We start from the raw sequence: 22206 nt of genomic DNA, 5'->3' as shown, positions 1-22206 counted from the left end.
TTTGACGACGGTCCAGGAATGGGACCGTTCGGTCGGTGACGCCAACGGCGTCTACGCCGACGGGGTCGTTCCGGTGTCGATCATCATGGTGGACACCGACGAGGGGATCACCGGTGTCGGCATCGGGCCGCACGTGGAGCTCGACAACGTCTTCGCCGCCATCGAGGGCGAGGATCCGCGCGGGGTGACGGCGCTGTACGACCGCATGCTGCGGCAGACCTTCAAGGCGGGTCACGCGGGCGCGGTGTTCGGGACCATCGGCGCGCTCGACACCGCCCTGTGGGACATCAAGGCGAAGGCTGCCGGTGAACCGCTCTGGCGTCTGCTGGGCGGGCGTGACAGGCGGGTCCCCGCCTACGCCTCGGGCCTGGACATCGGCCTGACCGACGACGAACTCGTCGCGGCGTACGAGGTCTACGCCCAGCACGGCCTGCGGGCGGCCAAGCTCAAGGGCGGCCTCGACATCGAGCGGGACCGGCACCGCCTGACGCTGGTCCAGGAGGTCCTGACCGAGGCCGGGAACGGAACGCGGCCGGGCCTGATGCTCGACGTGAACGAGGCCTGGTCGCGCAAGCAGGCGATCCGGCACGTCTGTGAGCTCGAGCGCACCCTGGATCTCACCTGGATCGAGGAGCCCGTCCGGCGGTGGGACGCCGAGGGCCTGGCCGTCGTCGGCCGCGGGATCCGCGCGTCGGTCGCCACCGGGGAGAACCTCACCGGGCTTGAGCAGTATCGTCCGCTGCTGGCCGCGGGGGCCGTCGACATCGTCCAGGCGGCCGCGGTCTGGGGCGTCACCCACTTTCTGCGGGTGTCCGCCCTGGCTCACGCCCACGATCTGCCGGTCAGCCCGATCGGCAACATCCCGGTCGGCCTGCTGCACGCCGCGACGTCGGTGCCGAACCACATGGCCAGCGAGCTGCAGGACCTGCGGCCGCCGCTCGGAGTGTCCGTCGACCATCACGTCGAGGACGGCGCGTTCCTCCTCGGGGACTCGCCCGGTCTGGGCGTCACGATCGACGAGGACGTCATCAGGGGGCTCACCCGCCGGCCGGGCACCCTGTCGGCCGACGGTCCCGGCGTCCGGCCGGAGCAGGCCGGCCGGCGGCTGCTGGCGGTGGCCGATCACGGTCACACCGCACAGCAGCGCCGGCTCATCCCCCTGGTCGTGGACGGTCAGCGTCTGACGCCGAGGTGAATCCGCCGTTCGACGCCGGTCGTCCTTGCCGCATCCCGCGACGCCGGCCGTCCTTGCCGCATCCCGTACCGGAAGAAAGGAACGCACGTGCGTTCGTCACCCGTGCCGCACAGGCGCACATCGGTCGCGGCCCGGGCAAAAGCCGCCCGGGCGGGCCACACGATCGTGGTCGCTCCCACCGGAGCCGATAAGGCCGACGACAAGGGGCCGGGCAGCGCGGACCGGCCGCTGGCGACCCTGAAGGAGGCGCAGCGACGGGCGCGTGAGGCGACGGCCGAGGCGAACCGCGACGTCACCGTCCTGCTCCTGGACGGGACCTACCGGCTGGCCTCGCCGCTGCGGTTCGACGCCGCCGACTCCGGCCGGAACGGGCACACCGTGACCTGGAAGGCGGCGCACGGAGCCAGGCCCGTGCTGAGCGGCGCCCGGCCCGTCACCGGCTGGGAGCCCGACGACGACGCCACGGGCGTCTACAGGGCCCACGTCGGCACCGGATTCGACAGCCGGCAGCTCTACGTCGACGGAATCCCGGCACAGCGTGCGCGGATCAAGCTGGCACCCGGCGACATCACGCTGACCCCCACCGGCTTCACCATCGACAACCCGGACCTCGCCTACCTGGCCACCCTGCCCGACCAGGGGCGCATCGATTTCCAGGCGATGCTGTCGTTCACCAACCGGTTCGCGCCGGTGCGGAGCATCTCCGGCTCGACGGTCGTCATGCGGCAGCCGGCCTGGGACAACAACACCTACGGCTACGACACCCTCCAGGCTCCGTTCCGCACGCCGGTGTTCTTCCTGCTCAACTCCAGGAGTTTTCTGGACGAGCCCGGCGAGTGGTATCTGGACACCGCGGCGGGAACGCTCTACTACAAGCCGCTTCCGGGGCAGGACATCTCACGCGCGCGGGTGGAGCTGCCGCGCCTGGAATCGCTGGTCCAGGTCGGCGGCACCTACGACGAGCCCGCCCGCAACCTGCGGTTCGAGGGCCTGACCTTCACCGGCACCACGTGGCTGCGCCCCGGCTCGCCCGACGGGTACGCGAACCAGCAGACCGGCGTGTTCATCAGCGGCGTCCAGCCCCACCGACCGGCCGACGCGTTCACCTCGTGCTCCTCCGGCTGCGTGGGCTTCGAGGCGTCTCGCGACGGCTGGGCGCAGGCGGCCGCGGCGGTGCAGGTGTCGGCGGCGGACGACATCGAGTTCGCCGGCAGTACCTTCGTCAACCTCGGTTCCCTCGCGCTCGGCATCGGCAACGACGCGGTCGCCCACGCCACCGGCGTGGGACTGGGCGCGCACAGGGTCTCGGTCACGGGCAGCACGTTCACCGCGAACTCCGGCGGCGGCATCGTGGTCGGCGGCGTACGTCCCGACGCGCACCACCCGTCCGATCCTCGTATGGTCAACAGCGACATCGTGCTCAGCGACAACCGCGTCCACGCGACCGCGCTCGAATACCTGGATCAGGCCGCGATCTTCGCCAGCTATGTCACGCGGCTGACCATCGAGCACAACTACGTCTCCGACATGCCCTACACAGGCATCGGACTCGGTTACGGCTGGGGCGCCAACGACTCGGGGGGCAGCCCCGACTACCTCGGCCGGGGGCTCTACGACTTCCAGCCGATCCACGGCACGCCGACGACTCTGAGCGACGTCCGCGTCGTGGGCAACCACGTGCGCGACGTCGTGCAGACGATGTCCGACGCCGGCTGCATCTACGCGCTCTCGGCGATACCCCGTAGCGACATCGACGAGAACTACTGCGAGAACAGCGGACAGTTCGGCCTGTACTTCGACGAGGGTTCCCGATACCTGAGCGTGAGCCGCAACGTGTTCGTCGACACCGTGGGGCAGTGGGCGCACGCCAACAACCAGAACGACAACCACACCGGCGACCTCACGCTGATCGAGAACTACGTGACCAACCCCGCCATCACCGGCATCGTCGACGGCGACCGTGGCAACGTCGTGCGCGGCACCGTCACCGTCACCGACGGCAACCTCCCGATCGAGGCCAGCCGGGTGATCTACAACGCGGGCCCCACCGGCCCCTACCGCGGTGCCCCCGACCCGAGGCGCCCCCCGGCCGGCGCCTTCCTCGCGGCCGATCCGGTCACCGTGGGTGCCGGTGGTTCGACCACCGTCACCGCCACGGTGAAGAACCTGGGCGACCGTCCGGTCGCCGGCCTGACCGTCTCGATCACCGTCCCCGAGGGCTGGCGGGCCGAACGCGCCGGCAAGCCGGTGAGACGTGCGCTGTCCCCCGGTGTCCCGGCCACCGAGACGTGGAAGATCACGGCACCTGAGTCGTTCACGGCCCCGGTCGACCTCGCGCCGGTCAGGGCGTCTGTGATCTTCTATGCCGGCGGAGCCGAGTACGTCCTGAGCAGGTCGCTGGCGCTGACCGCGCTCGACCCGTCGCGAGGAGGCGGGACGCCGGGCTGATCGTCATGTCCCACGCCGCCGGCGGGACGGACCGGTGCGGCCCTCACCGCGCACCGAACCGGGTTCGCCGGAACGAGGCCGGCCGCACGGCTTCCCGGTCACCGGGTGACGCGTGGGCGGTCCCGGTGCGAGAGGCGTCTCCGGCCGGTCACGGGCGGAGCGGCTCGATGTTCAGGGCTCCGGAGCGGAAGGCCGCCATCTCCACCTGAGCACCGGGGAAGCCGGCCTCGCGTACGGCCGATACCAGGTCCGGCAGGCCGGTGGCCCGGGGCACCAGGTCGGCGTCCAGCTCCACCCGCACCCGGTCGCCGAGATCGCGTACCCGCAGGTCGGTGACCGGCAGGCCGACCCGGGCCAGCAGGTGGCGCACCGCCCGCTCGGCCGTCTCGATCCGGTTCAGCCGGGCCGGCGTCACCTCCACGCCGTAGGCCACCCGGCTGGCCAGACAGGGCGCGGCCGGCTTGTCCCAGGTGACCAGGTCCCACGCCTTGCTGGCCCGCCGTACCTCGGCCTTGGTCAGACCGGCGTCCCGCAGCGGGGCGAGCACCCCGCGCTCGTCGGCGGCCCTGATCCCCGGCCGGAACGGGTCCACGGCGTCGTCGGCGTTGGTGCCGGTGGCGACGTTCGCGAAGCCGTGCTCCGCCGCCACCCGGCCGATCACGTCGAGCACCTCCGATTTGCAGAAGTAGCAGCGGTCGCGGCCGTTGGCCCGGTAGCCGGGGTTCGCCGTCTCGGCGGTGGTCGGCATCAGGTGCCGCACGCCGAGGGAGGCCGCGAACCGCCGGGCCACATCGAGTTCCTCGGCCGCCAGGCTGTCGGAGACCGCCGTCACCGCCAGCACCCGGTCGGCCCCAAGCGTCCGGACCGCCGCCGCCAGCACCAGCGCGGAGTCGGCCCCACCGGAGAAGGCGACGGCGAGCGAGGGCAGGGCGGTCAGCCGGTCGAGCAGTGTGGTGATCTTCCCGTCGGGGGTCATCCTGGTCTCTCTCACGTAGGGGGCCGCTCGTGGATCAGCCGCAGCGCCCGGGCCGCCGTCTCGCGCAGGGACAGGCCGAGGGCGGCCGAGGCGGCGGCCACGTCGTCGTGTTCGGGTTTGGCCGAGTAGGGTCCGTGCTTGACCCGCACGCGATGGCCCTCCAGGTCCACCTCGGTGGTGTGCCGGGGCAGGGCCGTACGGCCGACCGCGACCTCGCGCACGCCGAGCGCGCCGGTCTCCGCGAAGACCAGTTCGCGCAGGGCCGGTGCGGCGGGAGGGCGGCACAGCAGGTGCAGCACGTGCGCCGGCCGGCCCTTTTTCATGGTGGCCGGGGTGGCCCAGGCGTCCAGGGCGCCCGCTTCCAGGGCCCGTGCGATCGTGTGGCCGAGCACCTCGCCGGTGACGTCGTCCAGGTTGGTCTCCAGGACGACCAAGGGCTCGGCGCCGGCGTCACGGGCGGGCTCGGCGAGGGTGACGGCGACGATGTTCGGGCGGTCGGGGAGCTCCCGGGTGCCCGCGCCGTAGCCGGTCGCCACCGGGGTCATCGCCGGCGGCGGGGTGTATCTCGCTCGCATGGCGCGCAGCAGTGCCGCCCCCGTGGGGGTCACAGTCTCCCCGGGCAGGTCGCTTCCGGTCACCAGGGCCCCTTGCAGCAGGACGGCGGTCGCGGGGGCCGGTACGGGCAGTACGCCGTGGCGGGTGGTCACCGTGCCGGTGCCGAGGGGGACGGGGGCGCAGTGCACGGCCGTGACACCGAGCAGGTGCAGCGCGGCGGCCACGCCGACGATGTCCACGAGCGCGTCGTGACCGCCCAGCTCGTGCAGGTGCACCTGGCCGGGGTCGGCACCGTGGATACGGCCCTCCGCCTCGGCGATCGCCCGCAGCGCGGCGGTGGCGAGGCCGGCGACCGGTTCCGGCCGGGCGGCCCCGGCCATGGAGATCAGCTCGGCCGCTCGTCGCTCGGTCGCCGTGTCGGTGACCACGACCCGTACGCGGGTCGCCGCCAGCCCGTGACTGACCACCCGCCCGGCCGTCAGCTCCCATCCGGTGAGGCCGGTCGACCCCACCGCCGCGCGGATGCCGTCCAGCGGCGCCCCGGCGTCGATGAGCGCAGCCAGCAGCATGTCCCCCGCCAGCCCCGTGAACGGGTTGACCCAGCAGATCACGGCCCCACCCCCTGCTCCGCCTCCGCCGGGGAGGTCCGGGGTGCGGGAGAGTCCGCGCCGTCCGGGAACGGGATGGGCGGGGACGGTGAGGAGGTGCGGCGGGTGGCGGTGTGGGCGAGACGGTGAGCGGCCATGGCGGCGCCGAAGCCGGAGTCGATGTTGACCACGGTGAGGCCGGCCGCGCACGAGGACAGCATCGCCAGCAGGGCGGTGACGCCCTCCAGGGCCGCGCCGTACCCGACGGAGGTGGGCACGGCGATCACCGGCGCCGCCACGAGACCGCCGACGGCGCTGGCCAGCGCGCCCTCCATGCCCGCCACGACGATCACCGCGTCGGCCGCGCGTAGCCGCCCGGTCTCGGCGAGCAGCCGGTGGATTCCCGCCACGCCCACGTCGCGGATCACGGTGACGGCCAGCCCGAGCGCCCGGGCCACGGCCGCCGCCTCGGCCGCCACCGGCCCGTCTGACGTGCCCGCCGTGACCACCGCGACCGCGAAGGGCCCGGTCGCGGCCGGTCGCCACACCAGCAGCCGCGCCACCGGATCGTAGGACCCGCCCGGCACGGCCGCCAGGACGGGCCCGGCGGTCGCCTCCTCGACCCGCGTGGCCAGCACCGGGCCGGTGTTGCGGGCGAGCAGGGCGGACGCGATGGCGGCGATCTCCTCGGCGGTCTTGCCCGGCCCGTAGACGACCTCGGGCGTCCCCTGGCGCGCCTCCCGATCCACGTCGACCCGGGCGAACCCCAGGTCCACCGCGCGTTCGCTCATGCCCGGCCGCCGGACAGGTAGGGGATGGTCTGCGGGCCCTCCGGCAGTACGCACACGCGGGCGCCCGGCCCGGCGGCGGCCAGCGCCTCGGTCACCGTGGCCGCGATGTCGTCGGTCCGTTCCAGGTGGGCTTCCGCCAGGTCGGCGTCGCTGAGGTACGAGGTGTGCACCACCACCCGTGCGCCCGCCTGGATGCGCGCCTGGATCTGCACCTGCCACTGGTCGGGGACGGTCACCGGCCGGGCGGCGATCGCGTCGAGCAGCGCCTGAGGGGAGGGTGCCGAGGCCAGTACCTCGCGGTAGGAGCCGTGGTCGGGGAAGCCGTCGCGGCACTCGGCGGCGCAGACGATCACGCCACCCGGCCGGACCACCTGGAACGCCGCCGACATGCCCTTGACCGACTGGTAGAGGTTCTGGTCGAGGGGATAGCCGGAGTTGGTGGTGACCACCACGTCGAAAGGCGCCTCGACCCGTCGCATGGCGACCCGGCGGGCGGCGGCGGTGGCCGCGGCGTGCATGGGCAGGATGTCTCCGCCGAACGCCGCCGCGATGTCCTTGTCCCGGTTGAGGATCACGTCGAGGGCGAAGGTCACCCCGGTGCCCTCGGCGATGGCCCGCACGTCGTCGTGCACGGGGTTGCCCTCGATCACCCCCCAGGTGGCCCGGGGGTCGCCGATGCGCGCGGCGTCGTGCAGGGTGAGCACGGTCTCCAGCGCGGCCAGGCCGGGGGCGACCAGTTTGGGGCCGCCGGAGAAGCCCGCGAAGAAGTGCGGCTCCACGAAACCCGTGGTGATCCGCACGTCGGCCTCGACCCAGGCGGTGTTCAGCCATACCGGCACGTCCTTGCCGAAGCGGCCGAGGTAGGTGAGCGATCCCTGGTCGCGGGCGTCGTGGTTGACGATCCGCACGGAGTCCACGACCGCGTCGCCGAACATCGCGCGCAGTTCGGCCTCGGTGTTGCCGCGATGGGTGCCGGTCGCGACGAGGATGGTCACATCGTCGAGGTCGACGATGCCGTCGAGCTCGTCGAGGATCGCCGGAATCATCAGGTGCCGCGGCTGGGGGCGGGTGCCGTCGCAGGCCGAGATGGCGACGGTCTGGCCGGGCCGTACCCTCTCGCGCAGCGGCGGCCCGGACACCGGGTCACGCAGAGCCGCCCGCAGCACGCCCATCTGGTCGGGCGCGGCCGCGTGGTGGACAGGGGTCACCACCGTGGTGGCCTCGTCGGGCAGCTCGACCGTCAGGCCGGTCTCCCCGTAGGCCAGGCGGACCTTCATCGTGTCTCCTCACTGCCGGGCTCCGGCCAGAGCCCGCCGACGATCTCAGTATCGGCCAGGGCCGGATCGCCGTCGACCTCGCCCGGGGAGCCCTCGACGTCTTCGAGCACCGAGCGGAGCCATGTCTCGGTCGTGCCGATGTGCATCAGCGCCGCCGCCTGCGCGAGCGTCGCGTCACCGGCGGCCAGAGCGTTGTAGATCGCCTCGTGCTCGGCGATGGTCTTGTGCGAGCTGCCGGTCTCGACCGTGCCGCGCCACACTCGCATCCGCAGGGTACGGCCGGAGATCCCCTCGAGCAGGGTGGACAGCGTCTCGTTGCCGGTCGCCCGCACCACGGCCCGGTGGAAGGCCGCGTCATGGCGGTTCAGCTTCTCCACGTCATCTCTGGCCGCACACATCGCGGTCAGGTGCTCGCCGACCTCGGCGAGCTGCTCGGCGGAGATCCGGGACGCGGCCAGAGCGGTCGCCGCGGGCTCCAGCATCCGCCGCACCTGGACGATCTCCAGCAGGGTGTCGTCGCGCAGCAGCTCGACGGCCAGCCCCAGTCCTTCCAGCAGCAGCCGCGGCTCCAGGCTGGTCACGTAGGTGCCGTCGCCCCGCCGTACATCGAGCACCCGGGCCACGACCAGCGCCTTGACCGCCTCGCGCAACCCGTTGCGGGAGACGCCCAGGTGGGCGGCGAGCTGGTGCTCCGGGGGCAGCCGCGCCCCAGGGGGCAGCTCACCCGACTGGACGAGCGCCCGGATGCGGGAGATCGCCTCGTCGGTCAGGGACATGGGCGCGACCTCCGGTCGTGAAGTCGCTCGATCGGTACGCAGGTCACGCCGGGAACATAACAGACATCCCATGTTCGCGCGAGAGCTCGATCCATTGTGAAACAAACGTGGGTTGTATTCACGCGACAGAGCCACGCGACATCCGGCTATAGGGGCATATTGCCGGTATTTCACTGGAGGGTCTAGACACATCGAGCCGAGAGGATTACAAAGACATCCCATGTCCATGTGGTGAAGATCTCTTCACCTTCCGGAAACATCCGCTGGAGGCAGACCTTCGTGCGCACGCATCACCGGAGCGGGTCACCGTGACGGAGCTGATCACCTCGATCGAGGCCCACGACATCCGGTTCCCCACCTCTCGCCACCTCGACGGTTCCGACGCCATGAACCCCGAGCCCGACTACTCCGCCGCCTACGTGATCGTGCGGACCGACGGCGGGCAGGAGGGGCACGCACTCGCCTTCACCGTCGGGCGCGGCAACGAGCTCGCCGTCGCCGCCGTGGAGTCGCTGGCACCGCTGATCGCCGGCCGGCCGGTGGCCGAGGTGCTCGGCGACCTCGGCGGGGTGTCACGCCGGCTCACCGGCGACAGCCAGCTGCGCTGGCTCGGCCCGGAGAAGGGCGTCATCCACATGGCGGCGGGGGCCGTGCTCAACGCTCTGTGGGACCTCCGTGCGCGCAGGGCGGGCAAGCCGCTGTGGCGGCTGCTGTCGGAGCTGTCTCCGGAGGAGATCGTCGACGTCGTCGACTTCCGCTACCTGGAGGAGGCGCTCACCCGCGAGGAGGCGCTGACCATCCTGCGCGGCACCGAGCCGGGCCGCGCCGAGCGCCGCGCGCGCCTGCTCGCCGAGGGCTATCCGGCCTACACCACCACCCCCGGCTGGCTCGGCTACACCGACGACAAGCTGGTCCGGCTGGCCAAGGAGGCGGTCGCCGACGGGTTCCACCTCATCAAGCTGAAAGTCGGCGCCGATCCGGCCGAGGACGTCCGGCGCGTACGGCTGGCCCGCGAGGCGGTCGGCCCCGACGTGCGCATCGCCGTGGACGCCAACCAGGCATGGAACGTCGGCCAGGCGATCGAACGCCTGGCCACGCTCGCCGAGTTCGACCTGTACTGGATCGAGGAGCCCACCTCCCCCGACGACGTGCTCGGCCACGCCGCCATCCGGAAGCGGGTCGCGCCCATCAAGGTCGCCACCGGCGAGCACGCCCACAACCGGGTGATGTTCAAGCAGTTCCTGCAGGCGGACGCGATCGACATCCTGCAGCTCGACGCGACCAGAGTCGCCGGGGTCAACGAGAACATCGCCATCCTGCTGCTGGCCGCCAAGTTCGGAGTGCCGGTGTGTCCGCACGCGGGCGGTGTCGGTCTGTGTGAGATGGTCCAGCACCTGTCGATGTTCGACTACGTGGCCCTCAGCGGCACCACCGAGGACCGCGTCATCGAGTACATCGACCACCTGCACGAGCACTTCACCGACCCGGTGGTGATCAGAGGCGGCCGGTACGCCGCCCCCCTCAAGCCGGGCGGAGGCGCCGAGATGCATCCGGCGTCCCGCGCCGAGTACGCCTACCCGCACGGCCCCCGGTGGGCCGCCGGCACAGCCGCCGACGTGACGGGGGCGGCGTGATGGGGACCTTCGACGGGCTCACGGCCGTCGTCACCGGCGGCGCCTCCGGCATCGGCCTGGCCACCGCCACCCTGCTGGCCGAGCGGGGGGCCCGCGTAGCCTGCCTCGACCTGGTCCCCGACGTGCCCGAGCCCCTGCTCGGGTTGCGGGCCGACGTGACCGACGACGCGTCGGTGCGGACCGCGGTGGCCGAGGCCGCGGACCGGCTCGGCGGCATCGACATCCTGGTGAACAACGCGGGGATCGGAGCCCAGGGCGGGATCGAGGACAACGACGACGACGAATGGCGCCGGGTCTTCGACGTCAACGTGTTCGGCATGGTCCGGGTGGCCAGGTCGGCGCTGCCCCACCTGCGGGCGTCGCGGGCCGCGGCGATCGTGAACACCTGCTCCATCGCGGCGACCGCCGGGCTGCCCCAGCGGGTCCTGTACGCCTCCACCAAGGGCGCGGTGCTGTCCATGACCCAGGCCATGGCGGCCGACCTGGTCACGGAGGGCATCCGCGTCAACTGCGTCAACCCCGGCACCGCCGACACCCCGTGGGTGAATCGGCTGCTGGAGGCCGCCGCCGACCCCGAAGGGGAACGCCGGGCGCTCGCCGCCCGCCAGCCGATGGGCCGTCTGGTCTCGGCGAACGAGGTGGCCGAGGCCATCGCGTACCTGGCGAGTCCCCTCGCCGGTTCGACCACCGGCACCAACCTGTCCGTGGACGGCGGCATGCACGGGCTCCGGCTGCGACCAAGCACAGGAAAGGAACAGCCATGAGACGAGGACTCGCCCTGGGAACGGCCGTCGCCCTGGCGGCCGGTCTGGCCGGCGCCTGCGGAAGTGACGCGGGCGGCGGCACAACCGCCTCGGGAGGCGGCAAGCCGGTCGTCGGGGTGGACTACCCCCGCTCCGACACCGACTTCTGGAACTCCTTCATCAAGTACGTCCCCCAGTTCGGCGCCGAGAACGGCCTCGAACTGAAGACCTCCAATTCGCAGAACGACATCTCCAAGCTCACCGCCAACGTGCAAAGCCTCATCAGCCAGGGCGTCAAGGGCGTCGTGCTGGCGCCGCAGGACACCGCCGCCGTGGTCCCCACCCTCCAGCAGCTCACCGCCAAGAAAATCCCCGTCGTCATGGTCGACACCCGCCCCGAGCAGGGCGACGCCTACATGGTGGTGCGCGCCGACAACCGGGCCTACGGCGAGAAGGCGTGCAAGTTCCTCGGCGAGAAGCTGTCCGGCAAGGGCAAGGTCGTGATGCTCCAGGGCGACCTGGCCTCCATCAACGGCCGTGACCGCACCGAGGCGTTCAACGCCTGCATGAAGGCCGACTACCCGGACATCACGGTGTTCGGCGAGGCCACCAACTGGGACGGCGCCGTCGCCTCGCAAAAATTCCAGACGCAGCTCACCGCCCACCCCGACATCAAGGGCGTCTACATGCAGTCGAGCTTCGCCCTGTCGGGCACTCTCCAGGTGCTCAAGCAGCGCGGCCTGCTGGTCCCTCCGGGCGATCCCAAGCACGTCTTCGTCATCTCCAACGACGGCATCCCCCAGGAGCTGAAGGAGATCGCCGCCGGCAACATCGACGCCACCGTCTCACAGCCGGCCGACCAGTACGCCAAGTACGCCCTGGAGTACACCAAGGCCGCCCTCGACGGAAAGACGTTCAAGCCCGGCGCGACCGACCACGACAGCACCATCGTCCAGGTGCGCCCGGGCCTGCTGGAGGATCAGCTCTCCGCGCCCCTGGTCACCGCCGACGGCGGCACCTACGGCGACGTCCCGAGCATCAAGCCGGACGACTCCTCGCTCTGGGGTAACACCCTTGGCGGCTGACCGGGCGCCCACACCTCTCGTCGAGGCGGTGGGCGTCACCAAGAAGTACGGCGAGACCGTCGCGCTGGACCGCGCCGGAATCCAGATCATGCCCGGCCGGACTCACGCCCTGGTCGGCCGTAACGGGGCCGGGAAGTCCACCCTGGTCTCGATCCTCACCGGCCTGGCGCCCCCCGACGAGGGCGAGGTGCGGTTCGGCGGCGAACCCGCGCCGCGCCTCGCCGACCGCGACGCCTGGCGGCAGCGGGTGGCCTGCGTCTACCAGAAGTCCACGATCATCCCCGAGCTGACCGTGGCGGAGAACCTATACCTGCACCGCCACGACCTGAACCGGTTCGGACTGGTCCGCTGGGGTGCGCTGCGGCGCAAGGCGGCCACGCTGCTCGCCGCCTGGTCGGTGGACGTCGACGTACGCCTGCCCGCCGGCGAGCTGGACGTCGAGCAGCGGCAGTTCGTGGAGATCGCCCGTGCGCTGTCCTTCGGCGCCCGGTTCATCATCCTCGACGAACCGACCGCCCAACTCGACGCCGCCGCCATCGCCCGGCTGTTCACCCGCATCCGCACCCTGCAGGAACAGGGAGTGACCTTCCTGTTCATCAGCCACCACCTGCAGGAGATCTACGAGATCTGTGACACGGTCACGGTCTTCCGCGACGCCCGGCACATCCTGACCACCACGGTGGCCGACCTGACGCACGCCGAACTGGTGGCGGCGATGGCGGGAGAGGCCACCGGCCTGACCACCGCACTCCCCCGGGCGTCCGTGCCCGCCGACGCCGGCGTGGCGCTCGGCGTGCGCGGCCTGTCATACGGCGACGCCTACCGGGAGATCGACTTCGACGTCCGGGCCGGCGAGATCGTCGGCCTGGCGGGCGCAGCCGGCAGCGGCCGGACCGAACTGGCCGAGACCGTCGTCGGGCTGCGCGCGGCCGATTCGGGCGCGATCGAGGTCACCGGCCGTCGTCCCCGTCCCGGCAGCGTGCCCGACGCGCTCACCGCGGGTGTCGGCTTCGTCCCCCGTGACCGGCATCACCAGGGGTTCGTCTCGATGATGTCGATCGCCGACAACGCCACCATGACCGTCCCCGAACGGCTCGGCGAGGCCGGCCTGATCAGCGGCCGGCGGCGCGACCGGCTGGCCAGGACCTTGATCGCCAACCTGGCGATCAAGACCCCCGGTCCCGGTCTGCCCGTGATGGGCCTGTCCGGCGGCAACCAGCAGAAGGTCGTCATGGCCAGGGCGCTGGCCTCCGATCCCCGGCTGCTCGTGCTGATCACCCCCACCGCCGGGGTGGACGTGAAGTCCAAGGAGTTCCTGCTCGGCAAGGTCGAGGAGACGGCCGCCAAGGGAAGCGGTGTGTTGATCGCCTCCGACGAACTCGACGACCTGCGGCTGTGCGACCGGCTGCTGGTGATGTTCCAGGGCAGCCTCGTCGCGGAGATGGCCGCCGGATGGCATGACCACGACGTGGTGGCGGCCATGGAAGGAGTCCGGCTCGATGCCTGAGACAACCCTCACGCCCGCCACGGAGAGCGCCGCCCCCGAGCGGGAACGGCCGCGGGTACGGCTCGCCCGGCTGCGCGACTTCGCGCTGATCCCCGCGATCATCGTGATCGCCGTCATCGGCCAGATCGTCAACCCGATCTTCCTGCAGGGCGACAACCTGATCAACATCCTGCAGACCATGTCGGAGATGTCGCTGCTGGTCCTGGCGCAGACCCTCGTCCTGGTCGCCGGCAAGATGGACCTCTCGCTGGAGTCGACCTTCGGCCTCGCGCCGGGCGTGGCCGCCTGGCTGACCGTCGCCGTCGGCTCGGGCGCCGGGCTGGGCGTGCTGTCGGGAGCCTGGGCGATCCCGATCACCCTGGCCGTCGGCGCGCTGATCGGCGTGATCAACGCGCTGTTGATCGTGCGGTTCGGGCTCAACGGCTTCATCGTCACCCTCGGCATGCTGATCGTGCTGCGCGGCCTGCTCACCGGCATCTCCGGCGGCCAGACCTTCTTCAACCTGCCGCCGTCGATGCTCTACCTCGGCTCGGCCCTGTGGTTCGGCGTGCCCGCCTCGATCTGGCTGTGCCTGCTGCTGTTCGCCGCCGGCATCGTGCTGCTCGGCTTCACCCGCTACGGCCGCGCCCTGTACGCCATCGGCGGCAACGTGGACGCGGCCAAGACGGCCGGCATCCGCACCGACCGGGTGCTGTGGACCGCCCTGGTCGGCGCCGGCCTGCTCGCCGCGCTCGGGGGCCTGCTGCTGTCGGGACACCTCGCCTCGGTGGCCGCCGCGCAGGGCGACGGCGCCATCTTCACCGTGTTCGCCGCGGCCGTGATCGGTGGCGTCAGCCTCAACGGCGGCAAGGGCACCATGTTCGGCGCGTTCACCGGCATCCTTCTTCTCTACATGATCCAGAACGTCCTCACCCTGGCCGGCGTGCCCGCCCAGTGGATCCAGGCTCTCAACGGCGCCATCATCCTCATCGCCCTCATCCTGTCTCGCCTCACCGGAGGAAAAGTCCAGGAATAACCCGCCCCAAGCACCCCTCTTCCGTTCCTCGCCGCGGCACTCCCCAGTGCCACACCCCCTACCGATTGGAACGACCATGTCCGACGAACATCACCTGACACGCAGGCGACTGATGCAGATCGGAACAGCCGGAGCCGGCGCTCTGCTGTTGCCGCTGCAATGGACGGCGGCCGCGCGGGCCGCCTCGGCACCCCCTGCGGCGGTGACCGCCGCAGGCGACCTGGCGCTGTGGTACGACGAGAGCGCCGGCACCGACTGGCTGCGCGCGCTTCCGATCGGCAACGGCCGCCTGGGCGCCATGGTGTTCGGCAACGTCGACACCGAGCGTCTGCAGCTCAACGAGGACACCGTCTGGGCCGGTGGGCCGTACGACCAGAGCAACACCCGGGGCGCGGGGGCGCTCGGGCAGATCCGGCAGCTGGTCTTCCAGAACCAGTGGAGCCAGGCCCAGACCCTGATCGACCAGAACATGCTCGGCAGCCCCGCGGGCCAGCTGGCCTACCAGACCGTCGGCAACCTGCGGCTCGCGTTCGGCAACACCTCCGGGGTCTCGGAGTACAACCGCTACCTGGACCTGACCACGGCCACCACGACGGTGTCGTACCTGAAAAACGGCGTGCGCCACCAGCGCGAGACGTTCGCGAGCGCGCCGGACCAGGTGATCGTCATGCGCCTGACCGCTGACAGGACCGGCTCGATCACGTTCTCCGCGACGTTCGACAGCCCCCAGCAGACGACGCGATCCAGCCCGGACGGCACGACGGTGGCGCTCAGCGGCGTCTCGGGCAGCATGGAGGGCAAGACCGGCGCGGTCCGGTTCCTGGGCCTGGCCCAGGCCGTCGTCGACGGCGGCACCGTCAGCAGCTCCGGCGGCACGCTGCAGGTGACGGGTGCGAACAGCGTGACGGTGCTGATCTCCATCGGCTCCAGCTACCGTAACTTCCGCGACGTCAGCGGCGACTACCAGGGCATCGCGCGGCAGTATCTCAGCGCCGCCGTCGCCAGGACCTACACCGACCTGCGCGCCCGGCACGTGGCCGACTACCAGCGGCTGTTCGGGCGCACGACGCTCGACCTCGGCCGCACCTCGGCGGCCGACCAGCCGACCGACGTGCGGATCGCGCAGCACAACAGCGTCAACGACCCGCAGTTCTCGGTGCTGCTGTTCCAGTTCGGCCGGTACCTGCTGATCTCCTCCTCCCGGCCCGGCACCCAGCCGGCCAACCTGCAGGGCATCTGGAACGACTCGCTGGCGCCGTCCTGGGACTCGAAGTACACCATCAACGCCAACCTGCCGATGAACTACTGGCCGGCCGACACGACGAACCTGTCGGAGTGCTTCGAGCCGGTGTTCGGGATGATCAACGATCTGACGGTCAGCGGCGCCCGCACGGCCCAGGTCCAGTACAACGCCGGCGGCTGGGTGGCCCACCACAACACCGACGCGTGGCGGGCCACCTCCGTCGTCGACGGCGCGTTCTGGGGTATGTGGCAGACCGGCGGCGCGTGGCTGGCCTCCCTGATCTGGGAGCACTACACCTTCACCGGCGACCTCGGGTTCCTCCAGCAGTACTACCCGGCGATGAAGGGCGCCGCGCAGTTCTTCCTCGACACCCTCGTGCAGGAACCGAGCCTCGGATTCCTGGTCACGAACCCGTCGAACTCCCCGGAGCTGGCCCACCACAGCGGTGTCAGCGTCTGCGCCGGCCCCACGATGGACAACCAGATCCTGCGCGACCTGTTCAACGGCTGCGCCAAGGCCGGTCAGGCGCTCGGCGTCGACTCCGACTTCCGGACGCGGGTCCTGGCCGCCCGGGACCGGCTCCCTCCGATGAAGACCGGCTCGCGCGGCAACATCCAGGAGTGGCTGTACGACTGGGTCGAGACCGAGCCGGCCCACCGGCACATCTCCCACCTGTACGGCCTGCACCCCAGCAACCAGATCACCAAGCGCGGCACCCCGGCTCTGTACAACGCCGCGCGGCGGACCCTCGAACTGCGCGGTGACGACGGGACCGGCTGGTCGCTCGCCTGGAAGATCAATTACTGGGCGCGGATGGAGGAGGGCGCCCGCGCGCACACCCTGATCCGGCTCCTGGTGACGACGGACCGGCTCGCGCCGAACATGTTCGACCTGCACCCGCCGTTCCAGATCGACGGCAACTTCGGCGCGACGTCCGGTATCGCGGAGATGCTCCTGCAGAGCCACAACGGCGAGCTGCACGTGCTCCCGGCGCTGCCGTCCGCCTGGCCGGCCGGAAAGGTGCAGGGTCTGCGGGGGCGCGGCGGCTACACCGTGGACACGACGTGGAGCTCCGGCACGGCCACCGAGATCCTCGTCAAGTTCGACCGCAACGGGACCGTCAACGTCCGCAACCGGATCTTCACCGGCACCTACCAGGTGGTCGACACCACGAGCGGCTCCGCCGTCACCGTCGCCAAACCCGAGTCCGACGTCATCGCGCTGACCGGCCAGGCCGGCCGCACGTACCGCCTGACCGGAACCGGCGCACCACAGCCCACCTATGTGCGGATCGCCAACGGGACCACCGGCCTGGTCCTGGACAGCGGCGGCAACGTCGCCTCCGGATCGAACCTCAAGCAGTGGAACAACGACGGCAGCACCAACCTGCAGTGGCAGCTCGTCGATCTGGGCAGCGGCTGGTACCGCATCGTCAACCGCACCAACGGCATGGTCATCGACAGCTGGGGCAACACCGCCAACGGCGCCATCGCCCGGCAGGCGGCCTGGGGCGGCGGCAACAACCAGCAGTGGCGCCTCAACGACGTGGGCAACGGCCGCTACCAGATCATCAACCGCGGCACCGGCACGTCCCTGGACGGCATGGGCAACAGCACCGCCGGCTCCACCGTCGCCATGTGGACGCCCAACACCAACACCAACAACCAATGGACCATCACGGGCGTGTGACGGTCGGCGACCTGCCTCGGACCTGATCCATATGTGCTGTGCCGCGACCGGCCACCGGTCGCGGCACAGCACATCCCGGTGTGCGCGTCGTGCGCCGGGATGACTCCGGCGCACGACGCGGAAGCGATCCACCGCGCTCCCGGCTCCTCCGGGCGATGTCGCCGCCGACCTGACAGCCGTCCGGCCGGAGTCGCGGGCACGCGCGTCTTCGCCATGGCAGAAAACGGATGCCACCCGCTGGATCGGCCCGGGGCACCCCGACTCGGCGAGCCGCAGTACAGCCAGGCCCGAAAATTAACCTGAAATCAGCCCGAAACTTACGGTTGCCAAGTCGTAACTTCTGTGAAACTTTCACTTACGCAGGCGCCGTTAGGTGATCTCCCTCCGGACGAATGTCCAGGCAGGGAGCATGCCGACACCGGGGCCCAGCTCAGCCAGGACCGCAGCCTGTTGACGCCGATCGACCAGTCGGATGTACTCCGCGACATCACCCCTTAGGAGCAGGCCGTGGAGATCTGAAGTCTTAAATGTTAACGCTAACAAGCTTGTGAAGGGAAAACCATGCGTCCCACCAGGCGAAATCGCCCGCATGTGCTGATCACCGCCAACGGCGGGGCGGTCGTGCAGTGGGCCGATCCCAACGGCGCCGACCGGCAGCGGCGCCTCGCGGGCTCGCCGGGTGGTCACGTCCGCCTCATCGACCGGGGCGGCGACAAGGCGGTGAAGGTACGGGGCGCCTCCGCCGCAGACATCGTCCAGTACGACGACCGGGGCGGCAACAACCAGCAGTGGCAACTCTCCCGCATCGGATGAAATCGGAGCACATTGTGCAGATCAGACCCTTGGCTGTCATCGTCACGGCGGCCACGTTACTGGTGAGCCTCTTCGTGGCCACCCAGTCCGCGAACGCGGCGACCGTCGACACCAACGCGTGGTACGTGCTGGTCAACCGCACCAGCGGCAAGGCGCTGGACGTCTACAACCTGGCCACCAACGACGGCGCCCGCATCACCCAGTGGACCCGCAACAACGGCAACCAGCAACAGTGGCAGTTCGTCGACTCCGGCAGCGGCTACTACCGCGTCAAGTCCCGCCTCTCCGGCAAGGTCCTGGACGTCAGCAACTTCTCCACCGCCAACGGCGGCGCGATCGTGCAGTGGGCCGACCTCAACGGCACCAACCAGCAATGGCGCCTCGCCGACTCCGACAGCGGCTACGTGCGCCTCGTCAACCGCAACAGCAACAAGGCCCTGGAGGTCCAGGGCGCCTCCACCGCCGACGGCGCCAACATCGTCCAGTACGACGACTGGGGCGGCGCCAACCAGCAGTGGCAGTTCGTCCAGGTCGGCAGCGGATCGACCCCCACCCCCACCCCGACACCGACCGGTAACTGCAATCTTCCGTCGAGCTACCGCTGGACCTCGACCGGTGTGTTGGCGACCCCGAAGTCCGGATGGGTCTCGCTCAAGGACTTCACCGTCGCCCCCTACAACGGCAGGCAGCTCGTCTACGCCACCACGCACAACACCGGCACGTCATGGGGTTCGATGAACTTCGGCCTGTTCACCAACTGGTCGGAGATGGCCTCGGCCAGCCAGAACACCATGTCCTCCGCCACCGTCGCCCCCTCCCTGTTCTACTTCGCCCCCAAGAACATCTGGGTCCTGACCTACCAATGGGGCCCCACCGCCTTCTCCTACAGAACCTCCAGCGACCCCACCAACCCCAACGGCTGGTCCTCGGCCCAGACCCTCTTCTCCGGCAGCATCTCCGGCTCCGGAACCGGGCCCATCGACCAGACCGTCATCGGTGACGGCACCAACATGTACCTGTTCTTCGCCGGCGACAACGGCAAGATCTACCGGGCCGGCATGCCCATCGGAAACTTCCCCGGCAGCTTCGGTTCCACCTCCACCGTGGTCATGAGCGACACGACGAACAACCTGTTCGAGGCCGTTCAGGTCTACAAGCTCCAGGGCCAGAGCCGATACCTCATGATCGTCGAGGCGATCGGCTCACAGGGCCGCTACTTCCGCTCCTTCACCGCCACCAGCCTGAACGGCTCCTGGACGGCGCAGGCCGCGACCGAGAGCAATCCCTTCGCCGGCAAGGCCAACAGCGGCGCCACCTGGACCAACGACATCAGCCACGGCGAGTTGCTCCGCACCAGCGCCGACCAGACCATGACCGTCGACCCCTGCAACCTCCAGCTGCTCTACCAGGGCCGCAGCCCCAGCTCCGGCGGCGACTACGGCCTCCTGCCCTACCGGCCGGGCCTGCTGACCCTGCAGCGCTGACCGCAGAACCCACCTCCGGCCCATTCCCGACCTCCACCGCGAAGACGTCCACCCCATCGGGTCAGCATCATCACGACACACGATCAGGACCGGGCCGGAGGTGGAACGGGCGGGCTCGGCACACGGCCGAGCCCGCCCGGGTCACGCGGGAGCCCGGATCATCCTGCTGCCCGAGCGAGGGAGTTCGCCTCGGCGATCACAACGCGGGCGGCGATCACAACTCCCCGCCCTGACGCCTGGGCCTGCTATCACCCCCTGAACCGCACCGGACGTGGCGAACCCTCCGATCCGCCACGTCCGGTGCCATCAGCACCCCCGTCAGATACCGCCTGAGGGAGACGACAGGTGAGACCCGTACTTCGCACGGCCAGGAGATCTCGCCACCTGGTTCTCTGGACCGTGAGCCTGCTTCTGCTGACCACGTTGTTCCCGTCCCTGGCCAGGGCCGACAACCCGATCGTGCAGACCGTCTACACCGCCGACCCGGCGCCGCTCGTCCACAACGGCCGCCTCTACCTCTACACCGGCCACGACGAGGACGGCTCCACGTACTTCACCATGCGTGACTGGCGGGTGTACTCCACCACGGACATGGTCAACTGGACCGACCACGGCTCACCGATGAGCCTGGCCACCTTCGCCTGGGCCGACACCAACGCCTGGGCTGGCCACGTCGCCTACCGCAACGGCAAGTTCTACTGGTACGTCCCGGTGCGGAACCGGGCGACCGGCGGCATGGCCATCGGGGTCGCGGTCGGCGACAGCCCCACCGGGCCCTTCCGTGACGCGCTGGGCCGCCCGCTGGTCGAGAACAACGAGATCGACCCCAACGTCCTCATCGACGACAACGGCCAGGCCTACCTCTACTGGGGGAACCCCCGCCTGTGGTACGTCCGGCTGAACACCGACATGATCTCCTACTCCGGCAGCCCGACCCAGATTCCGCTCACCACGGCGGGATTCGGCACGCGCAGTGGCAACGCCAGCCGTCCCACCCTCTACGAAGAGGGGCCGTGGGTCTTCAAACGCAACAACCTCTACTACAACGTGTTCGCCGCCGAATGCTGCTCGGAGTTCATCGGCTACTCGACGGCCTCCAGCGCCACCGGGCCGTGGACCTACCGGGGAACGGTCATGCCGAGGCAGGGATCGAGCTTCACCAACCACCCCGGGATCATCGACTTCGCCGGCGGATCCTACTTCTTCTACCACAACGGCGCCCTGCCGGGCGGAGGCGGTTACACCCGCTCGGTGGCCGTGGAGAAGTTCACCTTCAACTCCGACGGCACCATCCCCATCATCAACATGACCACCGCGGGACCACCGCAGGTCGGCACCCTCAACCCGTTCGTCCGGCAGGAGGCCGAGACCGTCGCCTGGGCATCCGGGGTGGAGACCGAAGCCTCCGGCGAAGGCGGCATGAACGTCGGGTTCATCGAGAACGGCGACTACGTCAAGGTCAAGGGCGTCGCCTTCGGCAACGGGGCGTCCTCCTTCACCGCCCGCGTGGCCTCGGGGACCGGTGGCGGCCAGCTCGAGGTCCGCCTCGGCAGTGCCACCGGCACCCTCGTCGGCACCTGCACCGTCCCCGGTACCGGCGGCTGGCAGAACTGGGCCTCGGTCACCTGCCCGGTGTCGGGCGCCACCGGCACGCGCGACCTCTACCTGCGTTTCACGGGCGGCAGCGGCTACCTGTTCAACCTCAACTGGTGGCAGTTCACCCAGGGCGGCGGCAGCGGCGGCGGGAACCTGCTGACCAACGGCACGATGGAGGACGGCACGACGGGCTGGACCAGCTCCGGCGGCACCCTGTCCTCCGCCACGAACGTGGTCCGCGGCGGCAGCCGGTCGCTGCTCAACTCCGGCCGTACGGCCGCCTGGCAGGGCCCGCACCAGAACGTGACCGCGCAGCTCACCAACGGCAGGAGCTACACCACGAGCGTCTGGGTCCGCTCGCAGAGCGGCACTCCCGGCGCGAAGGCGACCCTGACGCTCACCGCGAACGGCACGACGAGCTACATCCAGCTCACCCCGGCGCAGGCGGTCAACGCCGGCGGCTGGACCCAGCTCACCGGCACCGCGACCGTCTCCTGGACCGGAACGCTGACCAACGCCTCCTTCTACGTCGAAACGGACGCGGGCACCGACAACCTCTACGTCGACGACGCCTCCCTTCAATGACGGGAGGCGCGCCGTGCCAGGGCACCGATCCCCGCTGACGGCCGTCACGGTCGCGGCCCCCGTCGTCCGGCGGCCGGCCGATGAGGGCGCCGTCTTCGTCTCGCCCCGGTGGAATGGCTCGCTCGCAGCCGGCACGAGCACCACCTTCGGCTTCATCACCAGTGGCAGCGCGACCGCCCCCGCGATCGCCTGCGCCTGACCATCCGC

17 protein-coding genes are annotated in these 22206 nt (G+C 70.6%); 12 read left to right on the top strand and 5 right to left on the bottom strand.

Annotation, left to right across the window (positions count from 1 at the left end; all coding sequences use genetic code 11):
• Window position 1 precedes the first annotated feature (1 nt).
• A complete protein-coding gene (locus DKM19_RS20725; RefSeq protein ID WP_204358898.1) occupies window positions 2-1195 on the top strand; it encodes a mandelate racemase/muconate lactonizing enzyme family protein in 1194 nt (397 codons plus the stop codon).
• Between the two features lie 87 nt (window positions 1196-1282).
• Window positions 1283-3643 (top strand): NEW3 domain-containing protein, encoded by a 2361-nt coding sequence (locus DKM19_RS20720; RefSeq protein WP_162641641.1) that lies wholly within the window; start codon window positions 1283-1285, stop codon window positions 3641-3643.
• A gap of 148 nt (window positions 3644-3791) precedes the next feature.
• Here DKM19_RS20720 and larE read toward each other — a convergent pair whose 3' ends face one another.
• Genes larE through DKM19_RS20695 form a run of 5 tightly spaced genes read right to left on the bottom strand, consistent with a single transcriptional unit; the run spans window position 3792 to window position 8605 of the window.
• On the bottom strand, window positions 3792-4619 hold the full coding sequence (gene larE, locus DKM19_RS20715) for an ATP-dependent sacrificial sulfur transferase LarE (protein WP_110697547.1): 828 nt from the start codon (window positions 4617-4619) through the stop codon (window positions 3792-3794).
• Between the two features lie 11 nt (window positions 4620-4630).
• Window positions 4631-5785, bottom strand: a complete 1155-nt coding sequence (larC, locus tag DKM19_RS20710) for a nickel pincer cofactor biosynthesis protein LarC (protein WP_110697545.1) — start codon at window positions 5783-5785, stop codon at window positions 4631-4633.
• On the bottom strand, window positions 5782-6552 hold the full coding sequence (gene larB, locus DKM19_RS20705) for a nickel pincer cofactor biosynthesis protein LarB (RefSeq protein ID WP_110697543.1): 771 nt from the start codon (window positions 6550-6552) through the stop codon (window positions 5782-5784). The genes larC and larB overlap by 4 nt, the downstream gene beginning before the upstream one ends.
• Window positions 6549-7829, bottom strand: a complete 1281-nt coding sequence (gene larA, locus DKM19_RS20700) for a nickel-dependent lactate racemase (RefSeq protein ID WP_110697541.1) — start codon at window positions 7827-7829, stop codon at window positions 6549-6551. Before larA ends, larB begins: the two co-directional genes overlap by 4 nt.
• Window positions 7826-8605: a FadR/GntR family transcriptional regulator gene (locus DKM19_RS20695; protein WP_110697539.1), complete on the bottom strand. Its 780-nt coding sequence runs from the start codon at window positions 8603-8605 to the stop codon at window positions 7826-7828. Before DKM19_RS20695 ends, larA begins: the two co-directional genes overlap by 4 nt.
• Before the next feature lie 308 nt (window positions 8606-8913).
• On the opposite strand from DKM19_RS20695, the gene DKM19_RS20690 reads away from it, so the two are divergent.
• From DKM19_RS20690 to DKM19_RS20640, 10 genes are all read left to right on the top strand, one after another.
• Window positions 8914-10239 (top strand): enolase C-terminal domain-like protein, encoded by a 1326-nt coding sequence (locus tag DKM19_RS20690; RefSeq protein ID WP_239514354.1) that lies wholly within the window; start codon window positions 8914-8916, stop codon window positions 10237-10239.
• Window positions 10239-11003 carry an SDR family NAD(P)-dependent oxidoreductase gene (locus tag DKM19_RS20685; RefSeq protein ID WP_110705850.1) on the top strand — a complete coding sequence of 255 codons (765 nt, stop codon included), beginning with the start codon at window positions 10239-10241 and terminating at the stop codon, window positions 11001-11003. The genes DKM19_RS20690 and DKM19_RS20685 overlap by 1 nt, the downstream gene beginning before the upstream one ends.
• On the top strand, window positions 11000-12067 hold the full coding sequence (locus DKM19_RS20680; RefSeq protein WP_110697537.1) for a sugar ABC transporter substrate-binding protein: 1068 nt from the start codon (window positions 11000-11002) through the stop codon (window positions 12065-12067). Before DKM19_RS20685 ends, DKM19_RS20680 begins: the two co-directional genes overlap by 4 nt.
• Window positions 12057-13574, top strand: a complete 1518-nt coding sequence (locus DKM19_RS20675) for a sugar ABC transporter ATP-binding protein (RefSeq protein ID WP_110697535.1) — start codon at window positions 12057-12059, stop codon at window positions 13572-13574. The genes DKM19_RS20680 and DKM19_RS20675 overlap by 11 nt, the downstream gene beginning before the upstream one ends.
• The gene (locus DKM19_RS20670) at window positions 13567-14589 is read left to right on the top strand and encodes an ABC transporter permease (RefSeq protein WP_110697533.1); all 1023 of its coding nucleotides are present in this window, start codon (window positions 13567-13569) and stop codon (window positions 14587-14589) included. Before DKM19_RS20675 ends, DKM19_RS20670 begins: the two co-directional genes overlap by 8 nt.
• A gap of 76 nt (window positions 14590-14665) precedes the next feature.
• Window positions 14666-17521 (top strand): glycoside hydrolase N-terminal domain-containing protein, encoded by a 2856-nt coding sequence (locus DKM19_RS20665; protein WP_110697531.1) that lies wholly within the window; start codon window positions 14666-14668, stop codon window positions 17519-17521.
• 561 nt (window positions 17522-18082) lie between these two features.
• Window positions 18083-18334: an RICIN domain-containing protein gene (locus DKM19_RS20655; protein WP_162641639.1), complete on the top strand. Its 252-nt coding sequence runs from the start codon at window positions 18083-18085 to the stop codon at window positions 18332-18334.
• A 59-nt stretch (window positions 18335-18393) separates the two neighbouring features.
• Window positions 18394-19818, top strand: a complete 1425-nt coding sequence (locus tag DKM19_RS20650; RefSeq protein WP_239514461.1) for a non-reducing end alpha-L-arabinofuranosidase family hydrolase — start codon at window positions 18394-18396, stop codon at window positions 19816-19818.
• A 345-nt stretch (window positions 19819-20163) separates the two neighbouring features.
• On the top strand, window positions 20164-21999 hold the full coding sequence (locus DKM19_RS20645) for a family 43 glycosylhydrolase (protein WP_239514353.1): 1836 nt from the start codon (window positions 20164-20166) through the stop codon (window positions 21997-21999).
• Between the two features lie 13 nt (window positions 22000-22012).
• Complete coding sequence (locus DKM19_RS20640) at window positions 22013-22198, top strand: hypothetical protein (RefSeq protein ID WP_110697523.1); 186 nt, start codon at window positions 22013-22015, stop codon at window positions 22196-22198.
• Window positions 22199-22206 lie beyond the last annotated feature (8 nt).

The sequence above is a fragment of the Streptosporangium sp. 'caverna' genome (assembly GCF_003203775.1).
In the GTDB taxonomy this organism is placed as follows: Bacteria; Actinomycetota; Actinomycetes; order Streptosporangiales; family Streptosporangiaceae; genus Streptosporangium; species Streptosporangium subroseum.
Note: the sequence above shows the minus strand (reverse complement) of the source record. Positions and strands in the feature narration are given on the sequence as shown.

Coding starts and splice junctions, on each gene's coding strand:
- larE (WP_110697547.1), bottom strand. CDS start 4,619: ATGACCCCCGACGGGAAGATCACCACACTGCTCGACCGGCTGACCGCC.
- larB (WP_110697543.1), bottom strand. CDS start 6,552: ATGAGCGAACGCGCGGTGGACCTGGGGTTCGCCCGGGTCGACGTGGAT.
- larA (WP_110697541.1), bottom strand. CDS start 7,829: ATGAAGGTCCGCCTGGCCTACGGGGAGACCGGCCTGACGGTCGAGCTG.
- DKM19_RS20695 (WP_110697539.1), bottom strand. CDS start 8,605: ATGTCCCTGACCGACGAGGCGATCTCCCGCATCCGGGCGCTCGTCCAG.
- DKM19_RS20685 (WP_110705850.1), top strand. CDS start 10,239: ATGGGGACCTTCGACGGGCTCACGGCCGTCGTCACCGGCGGCGCCTCC.
- DKM19_RS20680 (WP_110697537.1), top strand. CDS start 11,000: ATGAGACGAGGACTCGCCCTGGGAACGGCCGTCGCCCTGGCGGCCGGT.
- DKM19_RS20670 (WP_110697533.1), top strand. CDS start 13,567: ATGCCTGAGACAACCCTCACGCCCGCCACGGAGAGCGCCGCCCCCGAG.
- DKM19_RS20665 (WP_110697531.1), top strand. CDS start 14,666: ATGTCCGACGAACATCACCTGACACGCAGGCGACTGATGCAGATCGGA.
- DKM19_RS20655 (WP_162641639.1), top strand. CDS start 18,083: ATGCGTCCCACCAGGCGAAATCGCCCGCATGTGCTGATCACCGCCAAC.